This is a genomic window from Solwaraspora sp. WMMB762 (assembly GCF_049179115.1).
Taxonomy (GTDB): domain Bacteria; phylum Actinomycetota; class Actinomycetes; order Mycobacteriales; family Micromonosporaceae; genus Micromonospora_E.
Window position 1 is genome coordinate 6178277 of record NZ_JBMHMD010000001.1, and the last position, 21086, is coordinate 6199362.

Genomic DNA, 21086 nt, shown 5'->3' on the forward strand with positions numbered 1-21086 from the left:
CGGCGTACCGCAGCGAGAAAGGCCGCCACCGATGGGAACGAGCCAGGATCCGCACCGCCGTCGTCGAACGGGGACCACCCGGACGTTCGCCCGGTGGCGGCGGTGCGCCGGCGGAGTCGCGGTGGTGGCCGCCGCGCTGGTGGGGTTGTCATCGTCGGTGCCGCCGGGGGCGGTGCCCGCCGACGGTGAATTCCCGGTGGGGTGGCTGACGTCGTGGATCACCGATCGGCCGGGCTGGTTGCCGTGGGGCGGCCCGGCGACGGCTGAGCTCCCGGTGTCGCCGGTCGGCGACGGTGCCGGCCCCGGCGGGTACACCTCGACGGCGGCAACCCGGGCCAGCGGCGGCGCCGGCACCGCGCAGCAGCTGGTCGACGGGTTGCCGGGGTACGCCGGGCAGCCGGCGGTGGACGAGTCGGTGACGCCGGTGACGGCGGCGCGCCACGATCCGGCGACGAGCCGCCGCGATGCCCGGTCGTCACGGTCGACCATGACGGTGTACGACAACGCCGACGGTTCGACGACGGCGCAGCTGAGCACCGGTCAGGTCAACTACCGGGCGGCGGACGGGTCGTGGCGGCCGATCGATCCGACCCTGGTGCGTCGGGGTGACCGGTGGGGGGTCACCGACAACCCGATGGGGGTGTCGCTGGGGTCGACATCCGGGGCTGGGGCGGCATCCGGGGCGAGGGCAGCGGCATCCGACACGGCGGCGGGGGAGCCGCTGGTCGAGTTGCCGCTGCCCGGCGGCGGCGGGTTCGGGTGGAGCCTGGCCGACGCGGCGGCGGTGACCCCGGAGGTCGACGGCGCGACGGCGACGTACCGGCAGGTGCTGCCGGGCACGGACCTGGAGCTGGTTGCCCGGCCGGACGGGGTGAAGGAGACGCTGATCCTGGCGTCGCCGCAGGCCGCGTCGGAGTGGGTGTTCCCGCTGACGCTGCGGGGCGTGACGGCCCGCATCTCCTCGGCTGGTTCGGTCGAGCTGGTCGACGACGCGGGCACTGTGGTGGCGTCGATCCCGCCGGCGTTCATGCAGGACTCGTCGGTCGACGCGGAGACCGGGCTGCCGGCGCAGTCGGCGGCCGTCACGATGGAGCTGACCGAGGTCGACGGCGGGCCGGCGCTGCGGCTGGTCGCCGACCGGTCGTGGCTGACCGACCCGGCGCGGGTCTTCCCGGTACGGGTGGATCCGACGGTGACCACCGGCCCCGACGGGGACGTGTTCGTCGACTCCGACCCGGCCACCGGCGCGACCGTGCAGAACGGCAACCACCTGCAGGTCGGCTACAACGGGGGAGTCGGCTCCCGGACGTTCCTCAACTTCGACATCTCGTCCGCGTTGACCCCCGCCAAGCCGATCATCGCCTCGGCGTACCTGCGGTTGTTCCTGAACCACCGGGTGCGCTGCGACGCCAAGGATCTGCAGGTCGGCCTGGTCGATCAGGAGTGGACGGTCAGCGATCTGGCGACCGCCGCGCTGCCCGGGCCGGACCTCGAACCCGGCTCGGTGCGGTACCGCTACTACACCGACAACGGTCAGGCGTGCGCCAACCCGTCGGCGGGCCCGACGAGTGGCCAGTGGGTGCAGGTCGACGTCCGGGACCTGATCTCGGGGTGGGCCCTCGGGCAGCGCAACCTCGGCCTGGCGCTGATCGACGACGAGCAGGTCACGGCCGCCGGGGCGAGGTTCACCTCGGCGAACTACGGCAACGGAGCGCACGCGCCCCGGCTGGAGCTGACCATGACGGCCAACCTGCCGCCGCAGGTGAGCCGGCGCTCCCCGGTGCATGGCGCGGTCGTGTCGACGCTGACCCCCCGGTTGTACGTGCACGGCCACGACCCGGACAAGTCCGGGCCGGTGAGCTACAAGCTCTGGCTGCACGACGACGCCGGCACGGTCCTGCACGTCACCGAGGGCACCGGCTCCTACTACGACGTCCCGGCCGGGCTGCTGCAGTCGAACAAGCAGTACTCGTGGGTCGTGCAGCCGTTCGACGGTGCCGTTTACGGGGCCCGGTATCCGAGGTACACGTTCTACACCCGGGTGCCACAACCGGCGTTGGGATCGCGGCTGGCGCAGAACCCGGGGGTGGGCTACCACCCGGAGATCGGCAACTACACGACCACGGTGACCGACGCACAGGTGGCCGGGGTCGGCCCGGAGCTGGCGATCACCCGGTCGTACAACACGCTGGACACCCGGCGGTCCGGGGCGTTCGGGCAGGGCTGGTCGAGCCTGCTGGACGCCCAGGTGACCGGGCGGACCAGCACGACGGCGGCGCTGCAGAGCGTCGTGGTGACCTACCCGGACGGCTCGGAGGCCGCGTTCGGCCCCACCTCGGACGGATCCTTCGTGCCGCCGCCGGGGCGCTACGAGGTGCTGACCGAGACGAAGTCCGGTACGACGGTCACCGGGTACCGGCTGACCGTCAAACACGGCACGACGTACGTGTTCGGCCGGTCCGCCGGCGGCGGGGTCTTCCGGCTCACGGCGGTGACCGACGCCAACGACCGGACCCTGACGGCGACGTACAACGGCAGCGGACTGATCTCGAAGCTGACCAACGCCTCAGGCCGGTCGCTGACGCTGACCTGGGCGGGCACCGCCAGCCCGTCAGTCGGGTCGCACGTCACCAAGGTGACGACGGACGCGCCGACCGCTGGCGGCAGCGGCTACGTGTGGCAGTACACCTACGGCAGCCACGACCGCCTGACGAAGGCGTGTACGCCGACGTCGGCGTGTACCACGTACGGCTGGGGCAACAACGTCAATCAGGGGGCGAACGCGGTGCGCAACCACGCGCCGTCGTCGTACTGGCGGTTGAACGAGCCCGCCGGATCCACCTGGGCCGCCAGCGACGTACTGGAACGCGGCGGCACCGACGTGGCGTTCTACGAGGGTACGACGCCGGGGCCGACGCCGACGGTGTGGCCGGGCTCGACATCGACGTCGACGGCGTTCGACGGCACGTCGTCGCGGGTGCGGCTGCCCAGCGGGCTGGTCAACGACAGCGCGTACCAGTCGGTCAGCATGTGGTTCCGCACCGGCGCGTCGTCGCGGGCCGGGGTGCTGTTCTCCTACCAGCACGACCCGGTCTCGGACGGTACGACGTCGCGCAACTACACGCCGGCGATCTACGTCGGGACGAGTGGGAAGCTGCACGCGAAGTTCTACGACGGCTTCGCCGGCACCACCATGCAGTCGTCCGGTCGGGTCGACGACGGCCAGTGGCATCACGTGGTGCTGGCCGGGGCGGGCGCCAGCCAGGCCCTGTACCTGGACGGCACCCGGCAGGCGACCCGCGACGGCCTGATCGAGATGTTCGACATCGGCGGGTCGGCGTACGAGTACGTGGGTGCCGGGTTCGTCGGTGGGAACTGGCCGGACCAGCCGCATCAGGGCTCCGCCAACAACACCGGGCACGCGAACTTCTTCACCGGCCAGATCGCCGACGTGGCGTTCTTCGACCGGACGTTGACCGACGCCGACGTCACCGAGATCAACGGTACGGCGCGCGCGCAGAGCTGGCAGCTGTCCACGGTGACCAGCGCCGAAGGGCGGACCCTGGCAGAGCTGGCAAAGGACCCGGTCACCGGCAAACTGGCGTCGCTGACCGACAGCAACGGCGGGACCTGGACGATGGGCACGCCCCGGGTGGCCGGCACCAGCGCCCTGTACGCGGCGGCCGTGCTGGGCTCGGCACCCACCGACTACTGGCGGCTGCGCGACGCCGCCGGGGTCGACGCGGTCAACGAGACGTGGCAGGAGACCGCGACGTTCAGCGCGGTGACGCTGGGCGCGGCAGGGCCGTTCGCCGACGGCACCGCGGTGTCGTTCGACGGGGAATCGTCGCTGGTGTCGGTGCCCGGGGCCCGGGTCACGCCGACCGGCGCGAAGTCACAGGAGCTGTGGTTCAAGACCACGGCGACCGCCGGGGTGCTGCTGGGCACGCAGGACGCGGCGGTCGGCGGTACGCCGTCGGCGGGATCGCCGGTGCTGTGGATCGACGCCGACGGTCGGCTGCGCGGCCTGGCCCCGTCGACCGAGCCGACCGGGCCGCTGACGTCGGGGCTCGCCGGTAAGTGCGCGGAGCTGGCCACCAACGGCACCAAGGTGCAGGTCGGCACCTGCGCCGCCACGTCCGCGCAGAGCTGGCGGTACGTCGGCACCAGCCAGCAGCTGCGGCGCGGCGACAAGTGTCTGGGCCTGACCGGCCAGGCCACCGGCAACGGCACGCTGGTCCAGGCACAGACCTGCTCGACCAGCGCCAACCAGAAGTGGACGCCGCACCAGGGCGGCTGGCGCAACACCGGGTCGGGCCGTTGCCTGGAGGTGCCGGGCTCGTCCACCACTGACGGCACCGCGCTGGCCATCCGCAGCTGCGCCACCAGCCAGGCGAAGCAGCGGTGGGCGCTGGCGCTGACGTCACCGTCGCCGGTCAACGACGGCGCGTGGCACCACGCCGTACTGACCACGACCGACGCCGCCGACGCCACGACGCAGGTGCTGTATCTCGACGGGGTGCCGGTGCAGTCGAGCACCGGCGCGTTGCCGGCCGCCGGCCCGCAGGGGCAGGGGTATCTCGGCGCGGGGTACACCGGCAACGGCTGGTCGGGTCTGGCCGTCGGGGCGACGGCGTACTACGCGGGGTCGCTGGCGGAGGTGGCGTTCTACCACCGGGCGTTGGGCACCGACGAGGTGACGTTGCACCACGGGTCGGTCGGGCAGACGGTGCCGCTGGTGGTCACCGCAGCGACCGGCGGCGGCACGGAGGCTCCTGGGCTGTCGGAGACGGCGGCCGGCCAATTGCCGGCGGACGCCCTGCCGCCCGGTGCGACGCAGGTCGACTCGGCGGCGCAGGACACGCAGACCACAACGGTGGCCAACCCGGTGACGATCGTGTCGGTGACCGACCCGGGCGGGCATCAGGTGTCGTACTCCTACGACCTGGTCTCCGGGCGGAAGGTGTCGCAGACCGACGCGCTGGGCCGCACCACTCTGTACGGGTACGACACCGGCGGGTTCACCAGCCTGGAGTACGACCCAAACGGGATCGTCACCCGGTCGGTGCAGGACGAGCGCGGCAACACCATCCAGGAGGTGACCTGCCAGGACCAGGCCGCCGAGAAGTGTTCCAGCAGCTACTCCACCTACACCTTCTACAGCAGCGACCCGACGCATCCGAAGAGCGACCGGCTGACGGAGGCGCGGGGGCCGGGCTCGTCCAGCGCGCAGGACGACACCTACCGGACGCTCTACCTCTACGACAGCTCCAACGGTGACCTGCGCAGCACGGTGGATCCGCTCGGCCGGCGTACGGAGATCGCCTACACCACCGGCGGGAGCGTTCCGGCCGGGCTGCCCGCACAGGTGCTGGACCCGTCGAAGGGCTGGCAGCTGATCACGTACACCTCGGCCGGTGACGTGGCGACGGTGGTCGACCCGGCGGGCGCGACCACCACTTACACCTACGACCGGTTGGGTCGGGAACTGACCGAGACGGTGGTGACGCCGTCGTTCCCGCAGGGGCGGACCACCACGTACACGTACGACGCGATGGGTCGGGTGGCGACCCGGACCGATCCGGCGGTGACGGACCGGGTGACCGGCGCGGTGCACACGGCGGTGACGCAGCACGCGTACAGCCCGGACGGGTTCCTGACCGAGCAGCGGGTCAGCGACGCCACCGGTGGGGACGTGGCCCGGGTCAGTGGATGGTCCTACGACGACCACGGCCGTCGGTCGCAGGCCGTCGACCCGATGGACGCCACAACCGGCTACCGCTACGACGTCTACGGACACCTGGTGGAGCAGACCGACCCGGACGGGACGGTCAACGCCTACCAGGTGGATGCCAACGGCGACCTGCTGTCGCGGACGCTGAAGGGCTACACCGGGGACCCGAACGATCCGACTCCTGCCGTGGACCTGGTGGTGGAGTCGAACGTCTACGACCCGGCGGGCCGGCTGGCGTCGACCACCGACGCGATGGGGCACGTCACGACGTACACGTACACCGACGACGGGCGGACCGCGACGGTGACCCGCACCGACGGGGACAGTTCCTTCCTGCTGGAAGACAACCGTTACGACGCGGCCGGCAACCTGGTCGAGCAGCGCACCGACAACGGACAGACCGTCATGACGTACGCCTACGACGCGGCGGGCCGGCAGATCCGCAGCGTGCTCGACCCCGACGGGCTGCACCGGGTCACCGAGACCACGCTGTCGCCGGGTGACCAGGTGCTGTCCAGCGTCGCCCGGGACGGCTCCGGCGCGACGCTGGCCGTCACCGACCACGCGTACGACATCCTCGGCCGGGAGGTCTCGCAGACCCGCTACCGGGCGACGGACCGGACGACGACGCCGGTGGCCCGCTGGCGGCTGAACGAGACCAGCGGTACGGCGGCGGCCGACTCGGCCGGTAACAGCCCCGGTACGGCTACCGGCGTGACCTGGGAGAACGACGCCGAGCGGGGGCGGGTCGCGGCGTTCACCGGTGCGTCGTCGTCGCAGATCACCACGGCCGCGCCAGCGGTGGACACCACCCGGCCGTACACCGTGGCAGCCTGGGTACGGGTCGACAACGACGGCAAGTCCGGCGCGGTGCTGACCGTGCCCGGTGCCGCCCGGCTGAGCGCGTCCACCGCAAACCGCGACTTCGCCTTCCAGCTCCGGTTCGACCACACCATCGACGGATGGCGGGTGTCCACGAACGAGCAGCAGATGGGCGGATTGATCCGGTGCGAATGTCCCTTCGGGGAAGGCGCGGTGCAGGAGAACGAGTGGCAGCACCTGGCCGTCGGCGTCGACCCGCAGGCCGACCGGTTCACCGTGTTCATCGACGGCGACAAGGTCGGCGAAAGCACCGGCGCGCGCTACCACAGCATGGCGAGGGGCGGGCTACGGATCGGCTCCGGGCTCGACGGGGCCATCTCCGACCTGCAGCTGTACCAGGGCGTGTCGGCGGACGCCGGCTGGGCCGACCGGGTGGTTGCCGGCACCGTACCGGCGGCCGACGCCACGGTGTCGCGCACCAGCCACGTGCTCGACGACGGTGGTCTGGCCACGGCGGTGCTGGATCCGTTGGGCAACACCACGAACGTGGCCCACGACGAGGCCGACCGGCCAGCGGTGTCGACCGGCCCCGAGGTGCAGGCCGAGACCGGTGAACTCGACGCGGCGGTGGTCACGGCCCGACCGGTGGAGCGGATCGGCTACAACACGTTCGGCGAGGTCACCGCGGAGTCCGACCCGAACGGCGCGGTGACCCGGTACACCTACGACCGGGCCGGCCGGCCCTTCGAGACCCGGCCGCCCGCGTACACCCCGCCGGGCGGGTCGACCCCGGTCGTCCCGGTCTTCACGACGGTGTACGACAGCCTCGGCCAGGTCGTGTCGCGGACCGACCCGCTGGGCCGGACCACCGAGTTCACCTACGACCAACTTGGCCGGGCGGTGACCCAGGTGGCGCCGGACGACGCCACCACGACCGCCCGCTACGACCTGGCGGGCAACCTGCTGGCGGTGACCGACCCCACCGGGGCGGTGACCGGCAGCACGTACGACCTGTTGGGCCGGACCACCAGCGTCAGCGAGGCGGTCCGCCAGACCGGCAAGACGCACACCACCACGATGGCCTACGACACCGCCGGTCGGCTGTCGACGGTGGTCACCCCGGCCGGGGTGACCACCGGGTACGGCTACACCGCCGCCGGTGAGCTGGCCAGCGTCGTCGACGGTGCCGGGCAGACCAGCCGGGTCGACCACGACGCCCTGGGTCGGCCGGTGAAACAGACCAACCCGGACGGCACCTACACCACCACCATCTACGACCCGCTGTCCCAGCCGACCGCGACGGCGGCGTACCGGGCGACCGGCGGGGCCGCCCTGGCCACCTCGGCCTGGACCTACGACGCCGCCGGCAACATGGTGTCGGCGACGGACGCGCGGGGCACCACGACCCGGTTGAGCTACGACGCGACGGGCCTGCTGCGCACCCAGTCCGAGCCGGTGGCTGCCGGCACCACCATCGACTCGTCGTACGGCTACGACCTGGCCGGCAATCCGACCCGGTTCACCGACGGGCGGGGGCAGGCGTTCCGGTCGACGTACAACGTGTGGGGGTTGCCGCAGTCGCGGATCGAGCCGGCCACGGCGGCGTACCCGAACGCGGCGGACCGCACATACACCACTGTGTACGACGTGGCCGGGCAGCCGGTGTCGCAGCGTGCCCCGGGTGGGGTGACCCGGACCCTGGTCTACGACGACGCCGGTCGGCTGGAGCGCCAGTCCGGCTCCGGTGCCGAGGCGGCGACCCAGGACCGGACGTACGGCTACGACCCGGCGGGTCGGATGGTGGAGTTCTCCGCGCCGGGGGGCACCAACCAGGTCGTGTACGACGACCGGGGGTTGCCGTTGTCGGTGACCGGCCCGTCCGGGGACGCGTCGTTCACCTACACCCCGGACGGGTCGATGGCCTCGCGGGACGACGCGGCCGGGTTGACCCAGTACGGCTACGACAGCGCCGGCCGGTTGGCGTCGCTGAGCAACAGCAGCGCCGGGGTTTCGATCGGCTACTCCTACGACGAGATGTCGGCGGTGTCGTCGATGTCCTACGGCGGCACCAACAACCGGCGGGTGTTCGCCTACGACGATCTGCACCGGCTGACCAGTGACCGGCTGGTGCGGTCCAACGGGCAGGTCCTCGGGACGATCACCTACGGGTGGGACGCCAACGGCAACGAGACCAGCAAGACGGTCACCCGTGGCTCGACGACGGTCAGCAACACGTACACGTACGACCTGGCCGACCGGCTCACCTCCTGGGACGACGGCAACACCACGGTCGGCTACCGGTACGACGCCGCCGGCAACCGGACCGGGGTCGGCGACGTCGACTACGTCCACGACGCCCGCAACCGGCTCGTCTCGGACAGCACCGGCACCAGCTACACCTACACCGCCCGGGGCACCCGTAAGCAGACCGTCACCGGCGGCACCACCTCGGTCGGGGTCGCGGACGCCTTCGACCAGATCGTCAGCCAGCAGCCGACCGACGGCGGCAACGCCCGGGAGTACACCTACGACGCGTTGGGCCGGGCGCTGCGCAGCGACTTCCGGTACACCGGGCTCGGCAACGACCTCGCCATGGACGGCGCGGCGAAGTACCTGCGGGATCCGGACGGCGGTGCCGTCGCGGTCCGGGCGGGCGGCACCAGCCGGATGCTCTGGACCGATCTGCACGACGACATCGTCGCCCAGTTCAACACCGCCGGTACGTCGGTGACCGGCAACCGCACCTACTCGCCGCTGGGTGAGGTGACCGCCACCAGTGGCATGGAGGGCAACCTCGGCTACCAGTCGGAGTGGACCGATCCCCGGTCGGATCGGGTCAACATGCACGCCCGCTGGTACGACCCGGCCGTCGGTCAGTTCGACAGCCGCGACAGCGTCACCGTCAGCCCGGTGCCCGACTCGATCCGGGCAAACCGCTACCAGTACGGCGACGGCAACTCGCTGACGGTCACCGACCCGACCGGTCACTTCGGCAAGCGGCTGCGCAACGCCTGGAAGAAGATCTCCTCCGGCGTGCAGAAGGCCTGGAACACGGTCAAGGCCGGGGTGCAGCAGGCGTGGGAGCGAGTGTCTGAGTGGGCACAGGCGGCCCGCGAACAGATCGCTGAGAAGTTCAACGACGTCAAGCAAGCTTTGTCGCAGGCCTATCAGAAGATGGCCGAGGCGATCAAAGGGGCCGTCGACCAGGTCGGCCAGTGGGCCCGTACGGCCCGGGACTGGATCGTCGAGCACAAGGCCGACATCGTCGGCGCGCTGGTCGGGTTCTTCGTCGAAGCCGCCTGCATGGTCGCGATCGGCTGGACCGGGGTCGGAGCGGTCGCCTGTGGGGTGGCTTCCGGCGTGACCGGTGCCCTGGTCACCGGTGCCATGCAGGGCCAGACCGGCGTCGAGCTGCTGCGCACCGCCGTACTGGGTGGGGTCGCCGGTGGTCTGGGCGCGGCGTTGCCGATGATGGGCCCGGCAGCGGGCAAGGCGTTGAGCAAGGCCGGGTCCGCCGGGGCGAAGAAGGTCGCCGGCACCGGTGTCGGCAAGGCTGCGGCGTCGGCCGGTAAGGCCGCAGCATCGGCCGGCAGGGCCGTCGCGTCGGCGGGCAAGGCCGTCGGGCGCAAGTTCGACGACCTGTCGCAGGCGGTGTCGCGCGGCACCAGCCGGGCCACCCGGGAGGTGGCCGACTACGCCGACGACGCGGCCCGCGTTGGTGGTAGCCGGGTCGACGACGCCGCCCGCGCTGGCGGTAGCCGGGTCGACGACGCCGCCCGGACTGGTGGCAGCCGGGTCGACGACGCCGCAGACACGGCCGCCAGCTGTGTCCGGCACAGTTTCGCCCCGGACACCCGGGTACGGATGGCCGACGGCAGCAGCAAGCCGATCGCCGAGGTCGAGCTCGACGACCAGGTGCTGGCCACCGACCCGGCGACGGGGCGGACCACCGCCCGGCCGGTGCGGCTGCTGCACGGTCACGCCGACCGGGAGTTGACCGATGTCACGGTCACCGACACGGAGACCGGTGAGAGCACGGTCGTCGAGACGACCGCGCACCACCCGTTCTGGAGCGCCACCACCAACCGGTGGACCGACGCCGAAGATCTGCGGCCTGGTGACCGGCTGCGTAGCCCGGACGGCGAAACCACCCAGCGGGTCGCGGCGGTCCGGGTGTGGACCGGCCTGAAGTGGATGAACGACCTCACCGTCGCCGGCGTCCACACCTACTATGTGGTGGCGGCCGACCGGCCGGTCCTGGTGCACAACTGCGGTGGTGCGTCGCCTGGGCATCCTGAGTCCTGCACGTGCGGGGTCGGCCCGGACGGTGGGGTCGTCTGGCCGCCGAACAACGGGGCACTCGGCGCGGAGAAGGTGACCGTGTTGACGCCGGGTCAGCGGGTCGACCGGTACGGCTACCCGGGTGGGCGGTACGTGTCGCCGACGGGGACTCCGTACACCAACCGGGCCCTGGCGCCGGGGACCCAGCTCAAGCCGTACACCGTGTACCAGGTCGAGCGTCGTCTCGTTGCCCGGGAGGCCACGATCGCGCCGTGGTTCGGCGAGATGGGCATGGGCGTCCAGTATTACCTGCCAGCTAGTGTCCAGGGACTGTTGGACGCCGGCTACCTGAGTAAGATCGGGTGATTTAGTGATCAACTCAGCTGAGCTGACCGCACGACTACCGGCGGCGGGCGTGCCCGCCGACGCGTACAGCGTCGGAAGCGACCGTGACGAGGCGTACTGCCTGGTCCACGACGGTGGCCGGTGGAGCGTCTACTACAGCGAACGGGGCCGCCGCACCGACGAGGTGCGGCACCCCACCGAAGCCGACGCCTGCACGGACCTCCTCGGTCGGCTGACGAGCGACCATGTCGTGCAGAGCCGGAGGCTAAAAGGTCAGTTTGGCGAGTGAGGTCAGCTGATCGAGCAGATCGTGGCACCGGCGCTGACCACGGCGCCGACCTCGGCGGCCAGGCCGGAGACCGTGCCGGCCTTGGGCGCGTTGATCGGCTGCTCCATCTTCATCGCCTCCAGCACCACGACCAGGTCGCCCTCGGCGACCTGGTCGCCGTCGGCGACGGCGATCTTGATGATGGTGCCCTGCATCGGTGAGACCAGCGCGTCACCGCTGGCGGCGGCCGCCGCAGTGCCGCCACCGCGTCGGCGCGTCGCCCGGCGTTCGGCGGTCGCCGCTGGCGGCGTACCGCCGCCGAAGCCGGCGGGGAGGCTGACCTCGAGCCGCTTGCCGCCGACCTCGACCACGACGGTCTCGCGGGCCTCGGCCGGCGTGTCGGCCGCCGCCGGCGGGGTGAACGCCGGGACAGTGTTGTCGAACTCGGTCTCGATCCACCGGGTGTGCACGGTGAACGGCTCGCTGGTGAACGCCGGGTCGCGGACCACCAGGCGGTGGAACGGCAGAGCGGTGGCCATCCCGTCGACCACCATCTCGTCCAGCGCCCGCCGGGCGCGTTCCAGTGCTTCGGTGCGGGTCTCGCCGGTGACGATCAGCTTGGCCAGCAGCGAGTCGAAGTTGCCGCTGACGACGTCGCCGGCGGTGACGCCGGTGTCCACCCGTACGCCTGGGCCGGTCGGCAACCGCAGCGCGGTGATGGCACCGGGCGCGGGCAGGAAGTTGCGGCCCGGGTCCTCGCCGTTGATCCGGAACTCGATGGAGTGCCCGCGTGGGGTCGGATCCTCGGTGAACCGCAGCGGCTCGCCGTCCGCGATCCGGAACTGCTCGCGGACCAGGTCGATGCCGGCGGTCTCCTCGGTGACCGGGTGCTCCACCTGCAGCCGGGTGTTGACCTCCAGGAAGGAGATGGTGCCGTCGACGCCGACCAGGTATTCGACGGTGCCGGCACCGTGGTAGCCGGCCTCGCGGCAGATCGCCTTGGCGCTGGCGTGGATCTCGGCACGCTGGGCGTCGGTGAGGAACGGCGCCGGTGCTTCCTCGACGAGCTTCTGGTGGCGGCGTTGCAGCGAGCAGTCCCGGGTGCCGACCACGATCACATTGCCGTGCTGGTCGGCGAGGACCTGCGCCTCGACGTGCCGGGGGCGGTCCAGGTAGCGCTCGACGAAGCATTCGCCGCGACCGAACGCGGCGACCGCCTCACGGGTGGCCGACTCGAACAGGTCGGCGATCTCGGCCATCTCGCGGGCGACCTTCAGGCCGCGTCCGCCGCCGCCGAACGCAGCCTTGATCGCTACCGGCAGGCCGTACTGCTCGGCGAAGGCGGTCACCTCGTCCGGGCCGGCGACCGGATCGGCGGTGCCGGGCACCAGCGGCGCGCCGGCCCGCTGGGCGATGTGCCGGGCGGTGACCTTGTCGCCGAGGTCGCGGATCGCCTGCGGGCTGGGGCCGATCCAGGTCAGGCCGGCGTCGATTACCGCGGCGGCGAAGTCGGCGTTTTCGGAGAGGAACCCGTAGCCGGGGTGGACGGCGTCGGCTCCGGACCGGGCGGCGACGTCGAGCAGTTTGTCGATCCGCAGGTACGTGTCGGCGGCGGTCTCCCCGCCGAGGGCGTACGCCTCGTCGGCCAGCCCGGCGTGCACCGCCGAGCGGTCCGGGTCGGCGTACACGGCGACGCTGGCCAGCCCGGCGTCCCGGCAGGCGCGGACCACCCGGACCGCGATTTCGCCCCGGTTTGCGACGAGAACTTTGCGCACGCCCTGTTCTCCTTTGCTCACGGATCAAGCCGGAGTCTAACGGCCTGCTTGATCAACTGAACCGGCGCTCAGTGTGGGATGACACACTGGCGATTAGGCTCCCGGATGTGTCTGCCACCCGGATGATGATTCTCGGTCTGGTCAAATGGATGCAACCGGTGCACGGCTACGACGTGCGCCGTGAGCTGCTCAGTTGGCGGGCGGACAGCTGGGCCAACATTGCACCGGGGTCGATATATCACGCGTTGCGCAAGCTCGCCGAGGAAGGGCTGCTCCGCCAGGTCGGCACCGCCCAGGTGGGTGCCCGGCCGGCCCGGACCAGCTACGAGATCACCCCCACCGGGGTCGACGAGTTCGACTCGTTGCTGCGGCAGCACTGGCGCGACTGTCGGCCGTCGGCCGATCCGTTCCTCAGCGCATTCGCCTTTCTGCCGGCGCTGCCCCGCGCGGAGGCGGTCGCGGCGTTGCGGGGTCGGGCCGCGATGCTGCGGGCCGGCAACGCGGTGGCCCGTGACGACCTGGCCGCCGGATGGTTGCGGCAGAAACCGTCGTACGTCGGCTGGATGCTGGAGCTGACCATCGCCCGGGTCGACGGGGAGATCGCGTGGTGTGACCGGATCGCCGGGCTGATCGAGTCGGGCGCGTCGTATCACCCGGCGGAGGAGCCGGCTGACGGCACCTGGGCGGGGTGGCAGGCTGACCTGGACGCCGCCGACCGGGAGTCGGCCAGATCACCCGGCAATAATCAACGTTGACTAGCCCGATCGCCGGGGTCTAGCGTGCCAGACGCAGCGTGGGGAGCTGGGCGGCCCGGCCTGCCCACGGGGGAGAGCGGCCGGCGGCCGGCCGGCTCGGCAAGCCAGGAGACACTTCATGATCGAGACCAAAGGGCTGCGGAAGTCGTTCCGCTCCCGACAGGGGCGCGGCGCCAAGACCGTGGACGCGGTCCGAGGCGTCGACATGCTGGTCGAGCAGGGGGAGATCTTCGGCTTCCTCGGGCCCAACGGCGCCGGTAAGACCACCACGCTGCGGATGCTCGCCACGCTGATCGAGCCCGACGGCGGGGAGGCCGTCATCGCCGGGGCCGACCTGCTGCGCAACCCCGGCGAGGTCCGTCGGCGGATCGGCTACGTGGCCCAGGGCGGCAGTACGTGGGACGAGGTCACCGGCCGCGAAGAGCTGGTGATGCACGCCCGGATGTACGGCATCGGCAAGGCCGAGGCGCAACGTCGGGCCACCCGGGCGCTCGCCGCCTTCCAGCTGACCGAGTACGCCGACCGCAAGTGCAAGACGTACTCCGGCGGTCAGCGCCGCCGGGTCGAGATCGCGCTGGGCATCATCCACGAGCCGAAGGTGGTCTTTCTCGACGAGCCGACCACCGGGCTGGACCCGCAGAGCCGGGCCCACATGTGGGACGAGATCCGCCGGCTGCGCGCCGAAGGTATGACCGTCTTCATCACCACCCACTACCTCGACGAGGCGGACGCGCTCTGCGACCGGATCGCGATCATGGATCACGGCGAGATCGTCACCGAGGGCACCCCGGCCGCGCTCAAGCGGGAGGTCGCCGGCGAGGTGGTCACCGTCGGGCTGCGCCCGGACGAGTCGGCCGCCGCCGCGCAACTGCTCGACAGCCAGCCGTACGTCAGCAAGCTGGAGACCCCCGACGACGGCGGCGTACGGCTCTTCGTCGACGACGGCGCCACCGCCATCCCGCAGATCCTGCGCACCATCGACGGCGCCGGTCTCGAACTCGGCTCGATCGAGCTGCACCGGCCCAGCCTCGACGACGTGTTCCTCACCAAGACCGGCCGTTCGCTGCGTGAGAGCTGACCATGGAGACCGCACGATGAAGTTCTTCCGCGACACCTGGCTGATCTTCCAACGGCAGGCGTTGCTGCTGCTGCGCAATCCCGTCTGGATCTTCGTCGGGGTGTTCCAGCCGATCATGTACCTGGTGCTGTTCGCCCCGCTGCTCAAGCCCGCGCTGGCCCCGATGGGGGCGACCACCAACGCGGAGGTCTACCGCCTCTTCGTCCCCGGCCTGCTGGTGCTGCTGGCCATCTTCGGCGGGTTGTTCCAGGGCTTCGGCCTGATCGCCGAACTGCGCGCCGGGGTGATCGAGCGCTCCCGGGTCACCCCGGTCAGCCGGCTCGCCCTGCTGCTCGGCCGCAGCCTGCGCGACGTGGTGTCCCTGCTGCTGCAGGCCGTGATCATCACGGTGCTGGCGATCCCGTTCGGGCTCACCGTGCACCTCGGCTACCTGCTGCTGGCGTACCTGCTGCTCGCCCTGATCGCGCTGATGACCTCGGCGGTGTCGTACGGCGTGGCGTTGCTGGTGCGCAGCGAGGACGCGTTGGCCCCGCTGATGAACACGGTGGCCCAGCCGGTGCTGCTGCTCTCCGGCATCCTGCTGCCGCTGGCCTTCGCGCCGCTGTGGCTGCAGCGGGTGGCGCAATGGAACCCGTTCTCCTGGGCGGTCGACGGCACTCGGGCGCTGTTCGCCGGCAACCTCGGCGACGACGCGGTCTGGCAGGGTCTGCTGATCACCTTGGCGCTGGCCAGTCTCGCGGTCACCTGGGCGGCCCGCGCCTTCGCCCGCAGCGTCCGGTAGTCCCCGCTCTTCGGTAGCCGGGCACGGGGCTGCCCTCTGCGCACGGCAACGGCACAGAGGGCAGCCGCTCCAGGCTACCGCCGTCCCGGCCGGCCCGCCGTCACCTGCGTCGACCTGCCGTCACCTGCGTCGACCCGCTGTCACCTGCGTCGGGCCAGGGTCAGCCCGTCGGCGATCGCCAACATCACCACGTCCACCCGGTCGTCGGCGGCCACCTGCTGGTTGAAGGCGACCATCGCCTCGTCCTCTTCGCTCTGCGGATCCAGCACCCGACCGTGCCGCAGCACGTTGTCGATCACGATCAGCCCGCCGGGCCGCATCCGGGGCACCAGCTCACCCCAGTAGACCGGGTAGCTGATCTTGTCGGCGTCGATGAACGCCAGGTCGAGGTGCGGCTCGCCCGGCAACGCCCGCAGCGAGTCGGCCGCCGGACCGATCCGCAGGTCGATCCGGCCGTCGACCCCGGCCCGCTGCCAGTAGCGCCGGGCCACCGCGGTGAACTCCTCCGACACGTCGAGACAGATCAACTGCCCGTCCGCCGGCAGACCACGGGCGATGGCCAGCGCGGACAGCCCGGTGAAGGTGCCGACCTCCACCGCCCGGCGGGCGTTCACCAGCCGGGTCAGCAGGGTCATCAGCGCCGCCTGCTCCGGCGCGACCTGCATCTGCGCGTTCTCCGGCAGCGTGCTGGCGGTCTCGGCGATGAGGTCACTGACGATCTCGTCCGGCGGGGTGCCGTGGGCGATGACGTACGCCTGCAGGGCGTCGGTCATCGGCAAGGTCTTGGTGGTCATGGGGCAGACGGTAGTCCGACTACCGGCCGGTGTCGGGCTCGCCCCACAGATCCGTGATCCGGTAGCCGACCTCGCTGACCAGCCGGCGCAGCAGCGGCAGCGACAACCCCACCACCGTGCCGTGGTCACCTTCGATCCGTTCCAGGAACGGCCCGCCCAACCCGTCGATGGTGAACGACCCGGCCACCTGCAGCGGTTCGCCGGTCGCCACGTACGCGGCGATCTCGTCGTCGGTGACGTCGGCGAAGTGCACCACGGTCGCGGCGGCGGCCCCGGCGTACCCGCCGGTGGCCAGACTGGTCAGCGCGTGGCCGGTGTACAACACCCCGGACCGCCCGCGCATCCGCCGCCACCGCGCGGTCGCGTCGACGGCGTCGGCCGGCTTGCCGAGGATCTCCCCGTCGAAGTCGAGCACCGAATCGCAGCCGAGGACCAGCAGGTCGGTGTCGTCGTCGGCGAGGTCCGGTCGGAGTCGGTCGGCGACGGCGGCCATCTTGAGCCGGGCCAGCTCCAGGCACAGCTCGTCGGCCCGGTCCAGCGTCACCGACTCCTCGTCGACGCCGCTCACCAGCACCTGAGGGGTGATTCCGGCGGCCTGCAGCAGTTTGTGCCGGGCCGGGCTCGCCGAGGCGAGCACCAGACGCGGACGCAGGGAGGTAGCCACGGGTGGTCAGGCTACCGGCCGCAGCATGCGGTACCGATGATCAGTGGGGCAGCGCGCTGGCGCGCCAGGCGTCCGGACCGAGCCGGCCCGGGAAACCCGGCATGGGTCGGGCGCTGCGGGCCCACCGCGACGGTGCCGACCGGTCGGTGCCACTGTCGGCAATCGGACGGGTACGGGCGACGAGCACGCCCACCAGCGCCGCCAACTCCTCGGGGGTCGGGGTGCCCCGGACGATCCGCCAGGCCGGCTCCGCGTCGCTCATCGGCCGAGCGTACGTGCCGACCAGGCCGGCCGGCGACCGGCCGGCGAGTGGTGATCATTACTGGCGCGCTACCCTCGGCGTCAGGTTGCCACCCCGGTACCATATGACGCGCGGCTCACACCGGCCGCGTGCCGATCGTGTGGCACCCAAGCCTTCCGGGTACGGTCATTTGGATGTCCGCTGTGCCCCCGCAACTAGTTGCAGACCGTTACCGGCTGGTCGAGCCGCTCGGTCAGGGCGGCATGGGCCGGGTCTGGAAGGCCCGCGACGAGGTGCTGCACCGGGACGTGGCGATCAAAGAGCTGGTGCCGCCGCCGGGCCTCACCGACCAGGAACGCCGCGAGATGCGGGAGCGCTCGCTGCGCGAGGCGCGGGCGATCGCCCGACTCAACCACACCAACGTGGTACGCGTCTTCGACGTGCTGCGCACCGACGGCGACCCGTGGATCGTGATGGAGTACGTGCCGTCCCGGTCGCTGCAGGACGTGCTCGCCCAGAACGGCCCGGTCCCGGCGACCCGGGCCGCGGAGATCGGCCTCGGCGTGCTCGGCGCGCTCCGGTCCGCCCACCTGTCCGGGGTGATGCACCGGGACGTCAAGCCCGGCAACGTACTGCTCGGCCACGACGGCCGGGTGGTGCTCACCGACTTCGGCCTGGCCACTGTGCCGGGTGACCCCAACGTCACCCGTACCGGGCTGGTGCTGGGCTCACCGGCGTACATCGCCCCGGAGCGGGCCCGTACCGGCAGTGCCGGGCCGGAAGGCGACCTGTGGTCGCTCGGCGCGACGCTGTACGCGGCCGTCGAGGGGCAGTCGCCGTACGCCCGGCAGACCGCCATCGCGACGCTCTCCGCGCTGGCCACCGAGCCGCCGCCGCCCGCCCGCCGGGCCGGTCCACTCAAGCCGGTGCTGGCCGGGCTGCTGCGCAAGGACCCGTACACCCGGATGAAGGCCGACGAGGCGGAGCGGCTACTGACCCGCGCCGCCGGGCGCGGTCCGCGTCGCGGTCGCTCACTGCTCGACGGGGTACGCCGACCCAGCCCGTACGGCAGCCGGGAGGTCCGCCCCGGCGAGTCCCGGTCGGGGATCGTGCCCGGTCCGCGCGGCGGCACGCCGCGCACCCCGGTCCCGTCGGAGCCGGTGTCGCCGCCGGTGGCCCCGTTGCCGACCGCGTTGCCGGTGGTCCCCGGCCCGGCCAAGTACGGCCCGCCGGTCACCCGGCCGACCAACTCGGCGGACCCGACCAGGGTGGTGCCGCCGACCGACCAACCCGCCGGCGCGGCGACCGCAGCTGCGGGCGCAGCCGAGACGAGTGTGTTGCCGACCAAATCCGGTGAGCCGCCGTCGGAGACCACCGTGCTGCCCCAGGCAGAGCGCACCCAGGTGGTGCCGGGTCGCAAGGAGACGGCGCCGAGCCGTAAGCCGGCCGAGCGGGCACCGGCCGCCGAGCCTGCCGAGCAGCCAGCGGTTGAGCAGCCGGCGGCGGCCAAGGCGGCTGAGCAGCCGACGGCGACGGCCAAGGCGGCTGAGCAGCCGACGGCGACGAAGCAGCCGACGGTCGCCGAGCCCGCCGAGCGGCCACCGGTCCAGGAACAACCCGAGTCGGTGCCGGCCGCCACCGCGTCGGACCGGCGAAACTGGTCCATCCCGGCCCTGCTGCTCGACCGCGCCGCGCGGGCTGTCCGGTCCGTCACCAAGCTGCCCCGTACCTGGCTGATCGGCGGTGTGGCCGCTGTCGTCGTACTGGCGCTGCTGGTGACCGTCGCGCTGCTTGCCACCGGCGACGAGGACGAGCCCGACGGGCAGCTTGGCACCGGTCCGGCCGCCTCGGCCACGCCGTCGGCCCCGGCCCCGACCTCCGGCGCGCCGAGCGCCGAGCCGAGTGTCGAACCGAGTTCACCGGCGGCCGAGACGTCGCCCGAGGTGCCGGCGGTGCCGCCGCAGAGCGATGAGTCGCCCCAGCCGCCGGACCCGCAGTCGCCGTTGCCCGACGGCTGGCGGTTGCACGAGGACCAGACCGGGTTCTCGGTGCCGGTGCCGGAAGGCTGGTCGGTCAGCCGCGAACGAACCCGGGTGGAGTTCCGGGAGAACGGTCGACTCGGCCGGCTGATCATCATCGACCAGACCGACAACCCGAAGCCGGATCCGGTCGCCGACTGGCAGAACCAGGAGCAGACGCGGCGGGGCACCTACAACAATTACGAGCGGGTACGGATCGAAGCCGTCGACTACTTCCTCGACGCCGCCGACTGGGAGTTCCGCTACACCAGCAACCAGGGCAACCGACTGCAGGTGCGCAACCGGGGGTTCGTCACCGCACCGGACAAGGCGTACTCCATCTACTGGTCCACCACGGCCGAACGCTGGCAGCAGGACCTGGTCTACTTCGAGCTGATGGCGAGCAGATTCCAGCCCGCCGGGAGCTGAGCCACGGCTCACCCGCATGAACTTCCGATCTTCCGGGTACAACCGGAGCGCGACGGAAGGAGAGTGCGACATGGTCAACCGTCGACGGATCGCCAAACCGAGCGTGGCACTGTGGATGCTGGTGGCCCTGGCCGATGCGGCCCTGCTGGTCGCCAGCGTCGGTCTGATACCCGTACTGCTGGTGCTGTCCGGCGGTGCGGCCGTGACGGTCGCCGCCGTTGCCGCGTACCGCGTGACCGTCAGTGACCGGGCCGGCGCCGAACCTACGGTCCTACCTGCCGGCGGACGGTGGTCTGGTGGGCGTGGCGAGCGGTGAGTAGGCTCGCTGGCTGTGTCGATCACCGGGCTGACGGAAATGTGGGACCGCCTTTTCACGGCCCAGACCGACCCGCCGCCACTGCTCGTGCTCATCACCGCCGCCGTCGCGCTCGTCGCGGTGCTCACCCGGCTGCCCTGGCGGATCGGCCGCAACGCGATCACCATCGCCCATGAAGGCGGGCATGCGCTGATCGCCCTGCTCACCGGCCGCAAGCTTAAGGGGATCCGGCTGCACTCGGACACCTCCGGGCTGACCCTGTCCGCCGGTCGGCCGACCGGGCTGGGCATGATCCTCACCCTGCTGGCGGGCTACGTCGCGCCGTCGCTGGTCGGGCTGGCCGGGGCCCTGCTGCTCGGCGGCAACCGGATCACCCTGCTGCTCTGGATCGCCGTGGCGCTGCTGCTCGCCATGCTGGTGATGATCCGCAATCTCTTCGGGATCGTGTCCATCCTGGTCACCGGCGGTGTGGTCTTCGCCGTCTCGTGGTTCGCCGGCCCGGACGTGCAGGCCGCGTTCGCGTACACCGGGGTGTGGTTTTTGCTGATCGGCGGGGTGCGGCCGGTCGGTGAGCTGCAGCGGCTGCGGGCCCAGGGCCGCTCGCCGGAGTCGGACGCCGACCAGCTCGCCTGGCTGACCCGGGTGCCCGGCCTGGTCTGGGTGGGGTTCTTCGGCCTGATCAACCTCGCCGCGCTGTTCATCGGAGCACTGCTGCTCGCCAGCCCGTGGCTGGCCGACCTGGAGCTGCCGACGCCGCCGGGCGGGTGACCCGTACCGCTGAGACT

General features: G+C 71.8%; 12 protein-coding genes. 8 read left to right on the forward strand and 4 right to left on the reverse strand.

The features are described 5' to 3' along the window. Positions 1–31: 31 nt before the first annotated feature. A complete protein-coding gene (locus ACN27J_RS27755; RefSeq protein ID WP_421370734.1) occupies positions 32–11203 on the forward strand; it encodes a LamG-like jellyroll fold domain-containing protein in 11172 nt (3723 codons plus the stop codon). 4 nt (positions 11204–11207) lie between these two features. Further along, a complete protein-coding gene (locus ACN27J_RS27760) occupies positions 11208–11471 on the forward strand; it encodes a hypothetical protein (protein WP_421370736.1) in 264 nt (87 codons plus the stop codon). 2 nt (positions 11472–11473) lie between these two features. Here ACN27J_RS27760 and ACN27J_RS27765 read toward each other — a convergent pair whose 3' ends face one another. After that, on the reverse strand, positions 11474–13225 hold the full coding sequence (locus ACN27J_RS27765) for an acetyl/propionyl/methylcrotonyl-CoA carboxylase subunit alpha (protein WP_421370738.1): 1752 nt from the start codon (positions 13223–13225) through the stop codon (positions 11474–11476). Between the two features lie 107 nt (positions 13226–13332). Here ACN27J_RS27765 and ACN27J_RS27770 point away from each other — a divergent pair, with 107 nt between their 5' ends. The 3 genes from ACN27J_RS27770 to ACN27J_RS27780 all read left to right on the forward strand — a co-directional run bounded on the left by ACN27J_RS27770 (position 13333) and on the right by ACN27J_RS27780 (position 15839). After that, the gene (locus tag ACN27J_RS27770; RefSeq protein ID WP_421370741.1) at positions 13333–13980 is read left to right on the forward strand and encodes a PadR family transcriptional regulator; all 648 of its coding nucleotides are present in this window, start codon (positions 13333–13335) and stop codon (positions 13978–13980) included. Positions 13981–14098: 118 nt separating this feature from the next. After that, the gene (locus ACN27J_RS27775; protein ID WP_421370743.1) at positions 14099–15058 is read left to right on the forward strand and encodes an ATP-binding cassette domain-containing protein; all 960 of its coding nucleotides are present in this window, start codon (positions 14099–14101) and stop codon (positions 15056–15058) included. Between the two features lie 16 nt (positions 15059–15074). After that, complete coding sequence (locus ACN27J_RS27780; protein WP_278167079.1) at positions 15075–15839, forward strand: ABC transporter permease; 765 nt, start codon at positions 15075–15077, stop codon at positions 15837–15839. A 140-nt stretch (positions 15840–15979) separates the two neighbouring features. Here the strand turns inward: ACN27J_RS27780 and ACN27J_RS27785 are convergent, their stop codons facing one another. From ACN27J_RS27785 to ACN27J_RS27795, 3 genes are read right to left on the reverse strand one after another with little or no spacing between them, the layout of a single operon-like run. Continuing rightward, positions 15980–16633, reverse strand: a complete 654-nt coding sequence (locus tag ACN27J_RS27785) for an O-methyltransferase (RefSeq protein ID WP_421370745.1) — start codon at positions 16631–16633, stop codon at positions 15980–15982. Between the two features lie 19 nt (positions 16634–16652). Next, positions 16653–17297: a Maf family protein gene (locus tag ACN27J_RS27790; protein ID WP_421370747.1), complete on the reverse strand. Its 645-nt coding sequence runs from the start codon at positions 17295–17297 to the stop codon at positions 16653–16655. Positions 17298–17337: 40 nt separating this feature from the next. Beyond that, positions 17338–17559, reverse strand: a complete 222-nt coding sequence (locus ACN27J_RS27795) for an acyl-CoA carboxylase subunit epsilon (RefSeq protein ID WP_421370749.1) — start codon at positions 17557–17559, stop codon at positions 17338–17340. A gap of 173 nt (positions 17560–17732) precedes the next feature. On the opposite strand from ACN27J_RS27795, the gene ACN27J_RS27800 reads away from it, so the two are divergent. The 3 genes from ACN27J_RS27800 to ACN27J_RS27810 all read left to right on the forward strand — a co-directional run bounded on the left by ACN27J_RS27800 (position 17733) and on the right by ACN27J_RS27810 (position 21069). Beyond that, a complete protein-coding gene (locus tag ACN27J_RS27800; RefSeq protein WP_421370751.1) occupies positions 17733–19985 on the forward strand; it encodes a protein kinase domain-containing protein in 2253 nt (750 codons plus the stop codon). Positions 19986–20055: 70 nt separating this feature from the next. Beyond that, positions 20056–20301: a hypothetical protein gene (locus ACN27J_RS27805; protein ID WP_278167086.1), complete on the forward strand. Its 246-nt coding sequence runs from the start codon at positions 20056–20058 to the stop codon at positions 20299–20301. Positions 20302–20340: 39 nt separating this feature from the next. Then, complete coding sequence (locus tag ACN27J_RS27810; RefSeq protein WP_421372535.1) at positions 20341–21069, forward strand: M50 family metallopeptidase; 729 nt, start codon at positions 20341–20343, stop codon at positions 21067–21069. Positions 21070–21086 lie beyond the last annotated feature (17 nt).

What these genes read in the sequence shown, in the direction of transcription:
- ACN27J_RS27755 (WP_421370734.1), top strand. Translation starts at nt 32, where the DNA reads ATGGGAACGAGCCAGGATCCGCACCGCCGTCGTCGAACGGGGACCACC.
- ACN27J_RS27775 (WP_421370743.1), top strand. Translation starts at nt 14,099, where the DNA reads ATGATCGAGACCAAAGGGCTGCGGAAGTCGTTCCGCTCCCGACAGGGG.
- ACN27J_RS27780 (WP_278167079.1), top strand. Translation starts at nt 15,075, where the DNA reads ATGAAGTTCTTCCGCGACACCTGGCTGATCTTCCAACGGCAGGCGTTG.
- ACN27J_RS27785 (WP_421370745.1), bottom strand. Translation starts at nt 16,633, where the DNA reads ATGACCACCAAGACCTTGCCGATGACCGACGCCCTGCAGGCGTACGTC.
- ACN27J_RS27795 (WP_421370749.1), bottom strand. Translation starts at nt 17,559, where the DNA reads ATGAGCGACGCGGAGCCGGCCTGGCGGATCGTCCGGGGCACCCCGACC.
- ACN27J_RS27800 (WP_421370751.1), top strand. Translation starts at nt 17,733, where the DNA reads ATGTCCGCTGTGCCCCCGCAACTAGTTGCAGACCGTTACCGGCTGGTC.
- ACN27J_RS27805 (WP_278167086.1), top strand. Translation starts at nt 20,056, where the DNA reads ATGGTCAACCGTCGACGGATCGCCAAACCGAGCGTGGCACTGTGGATG.
- ACN27J_RS27810 (WP_421372535.1), top strand. Translation starts at nt 20,341, where the DNA reads ATGTGGGACCGCCTTTTCACGGCCCAGACCGACCCGCCGCCACTGCTC.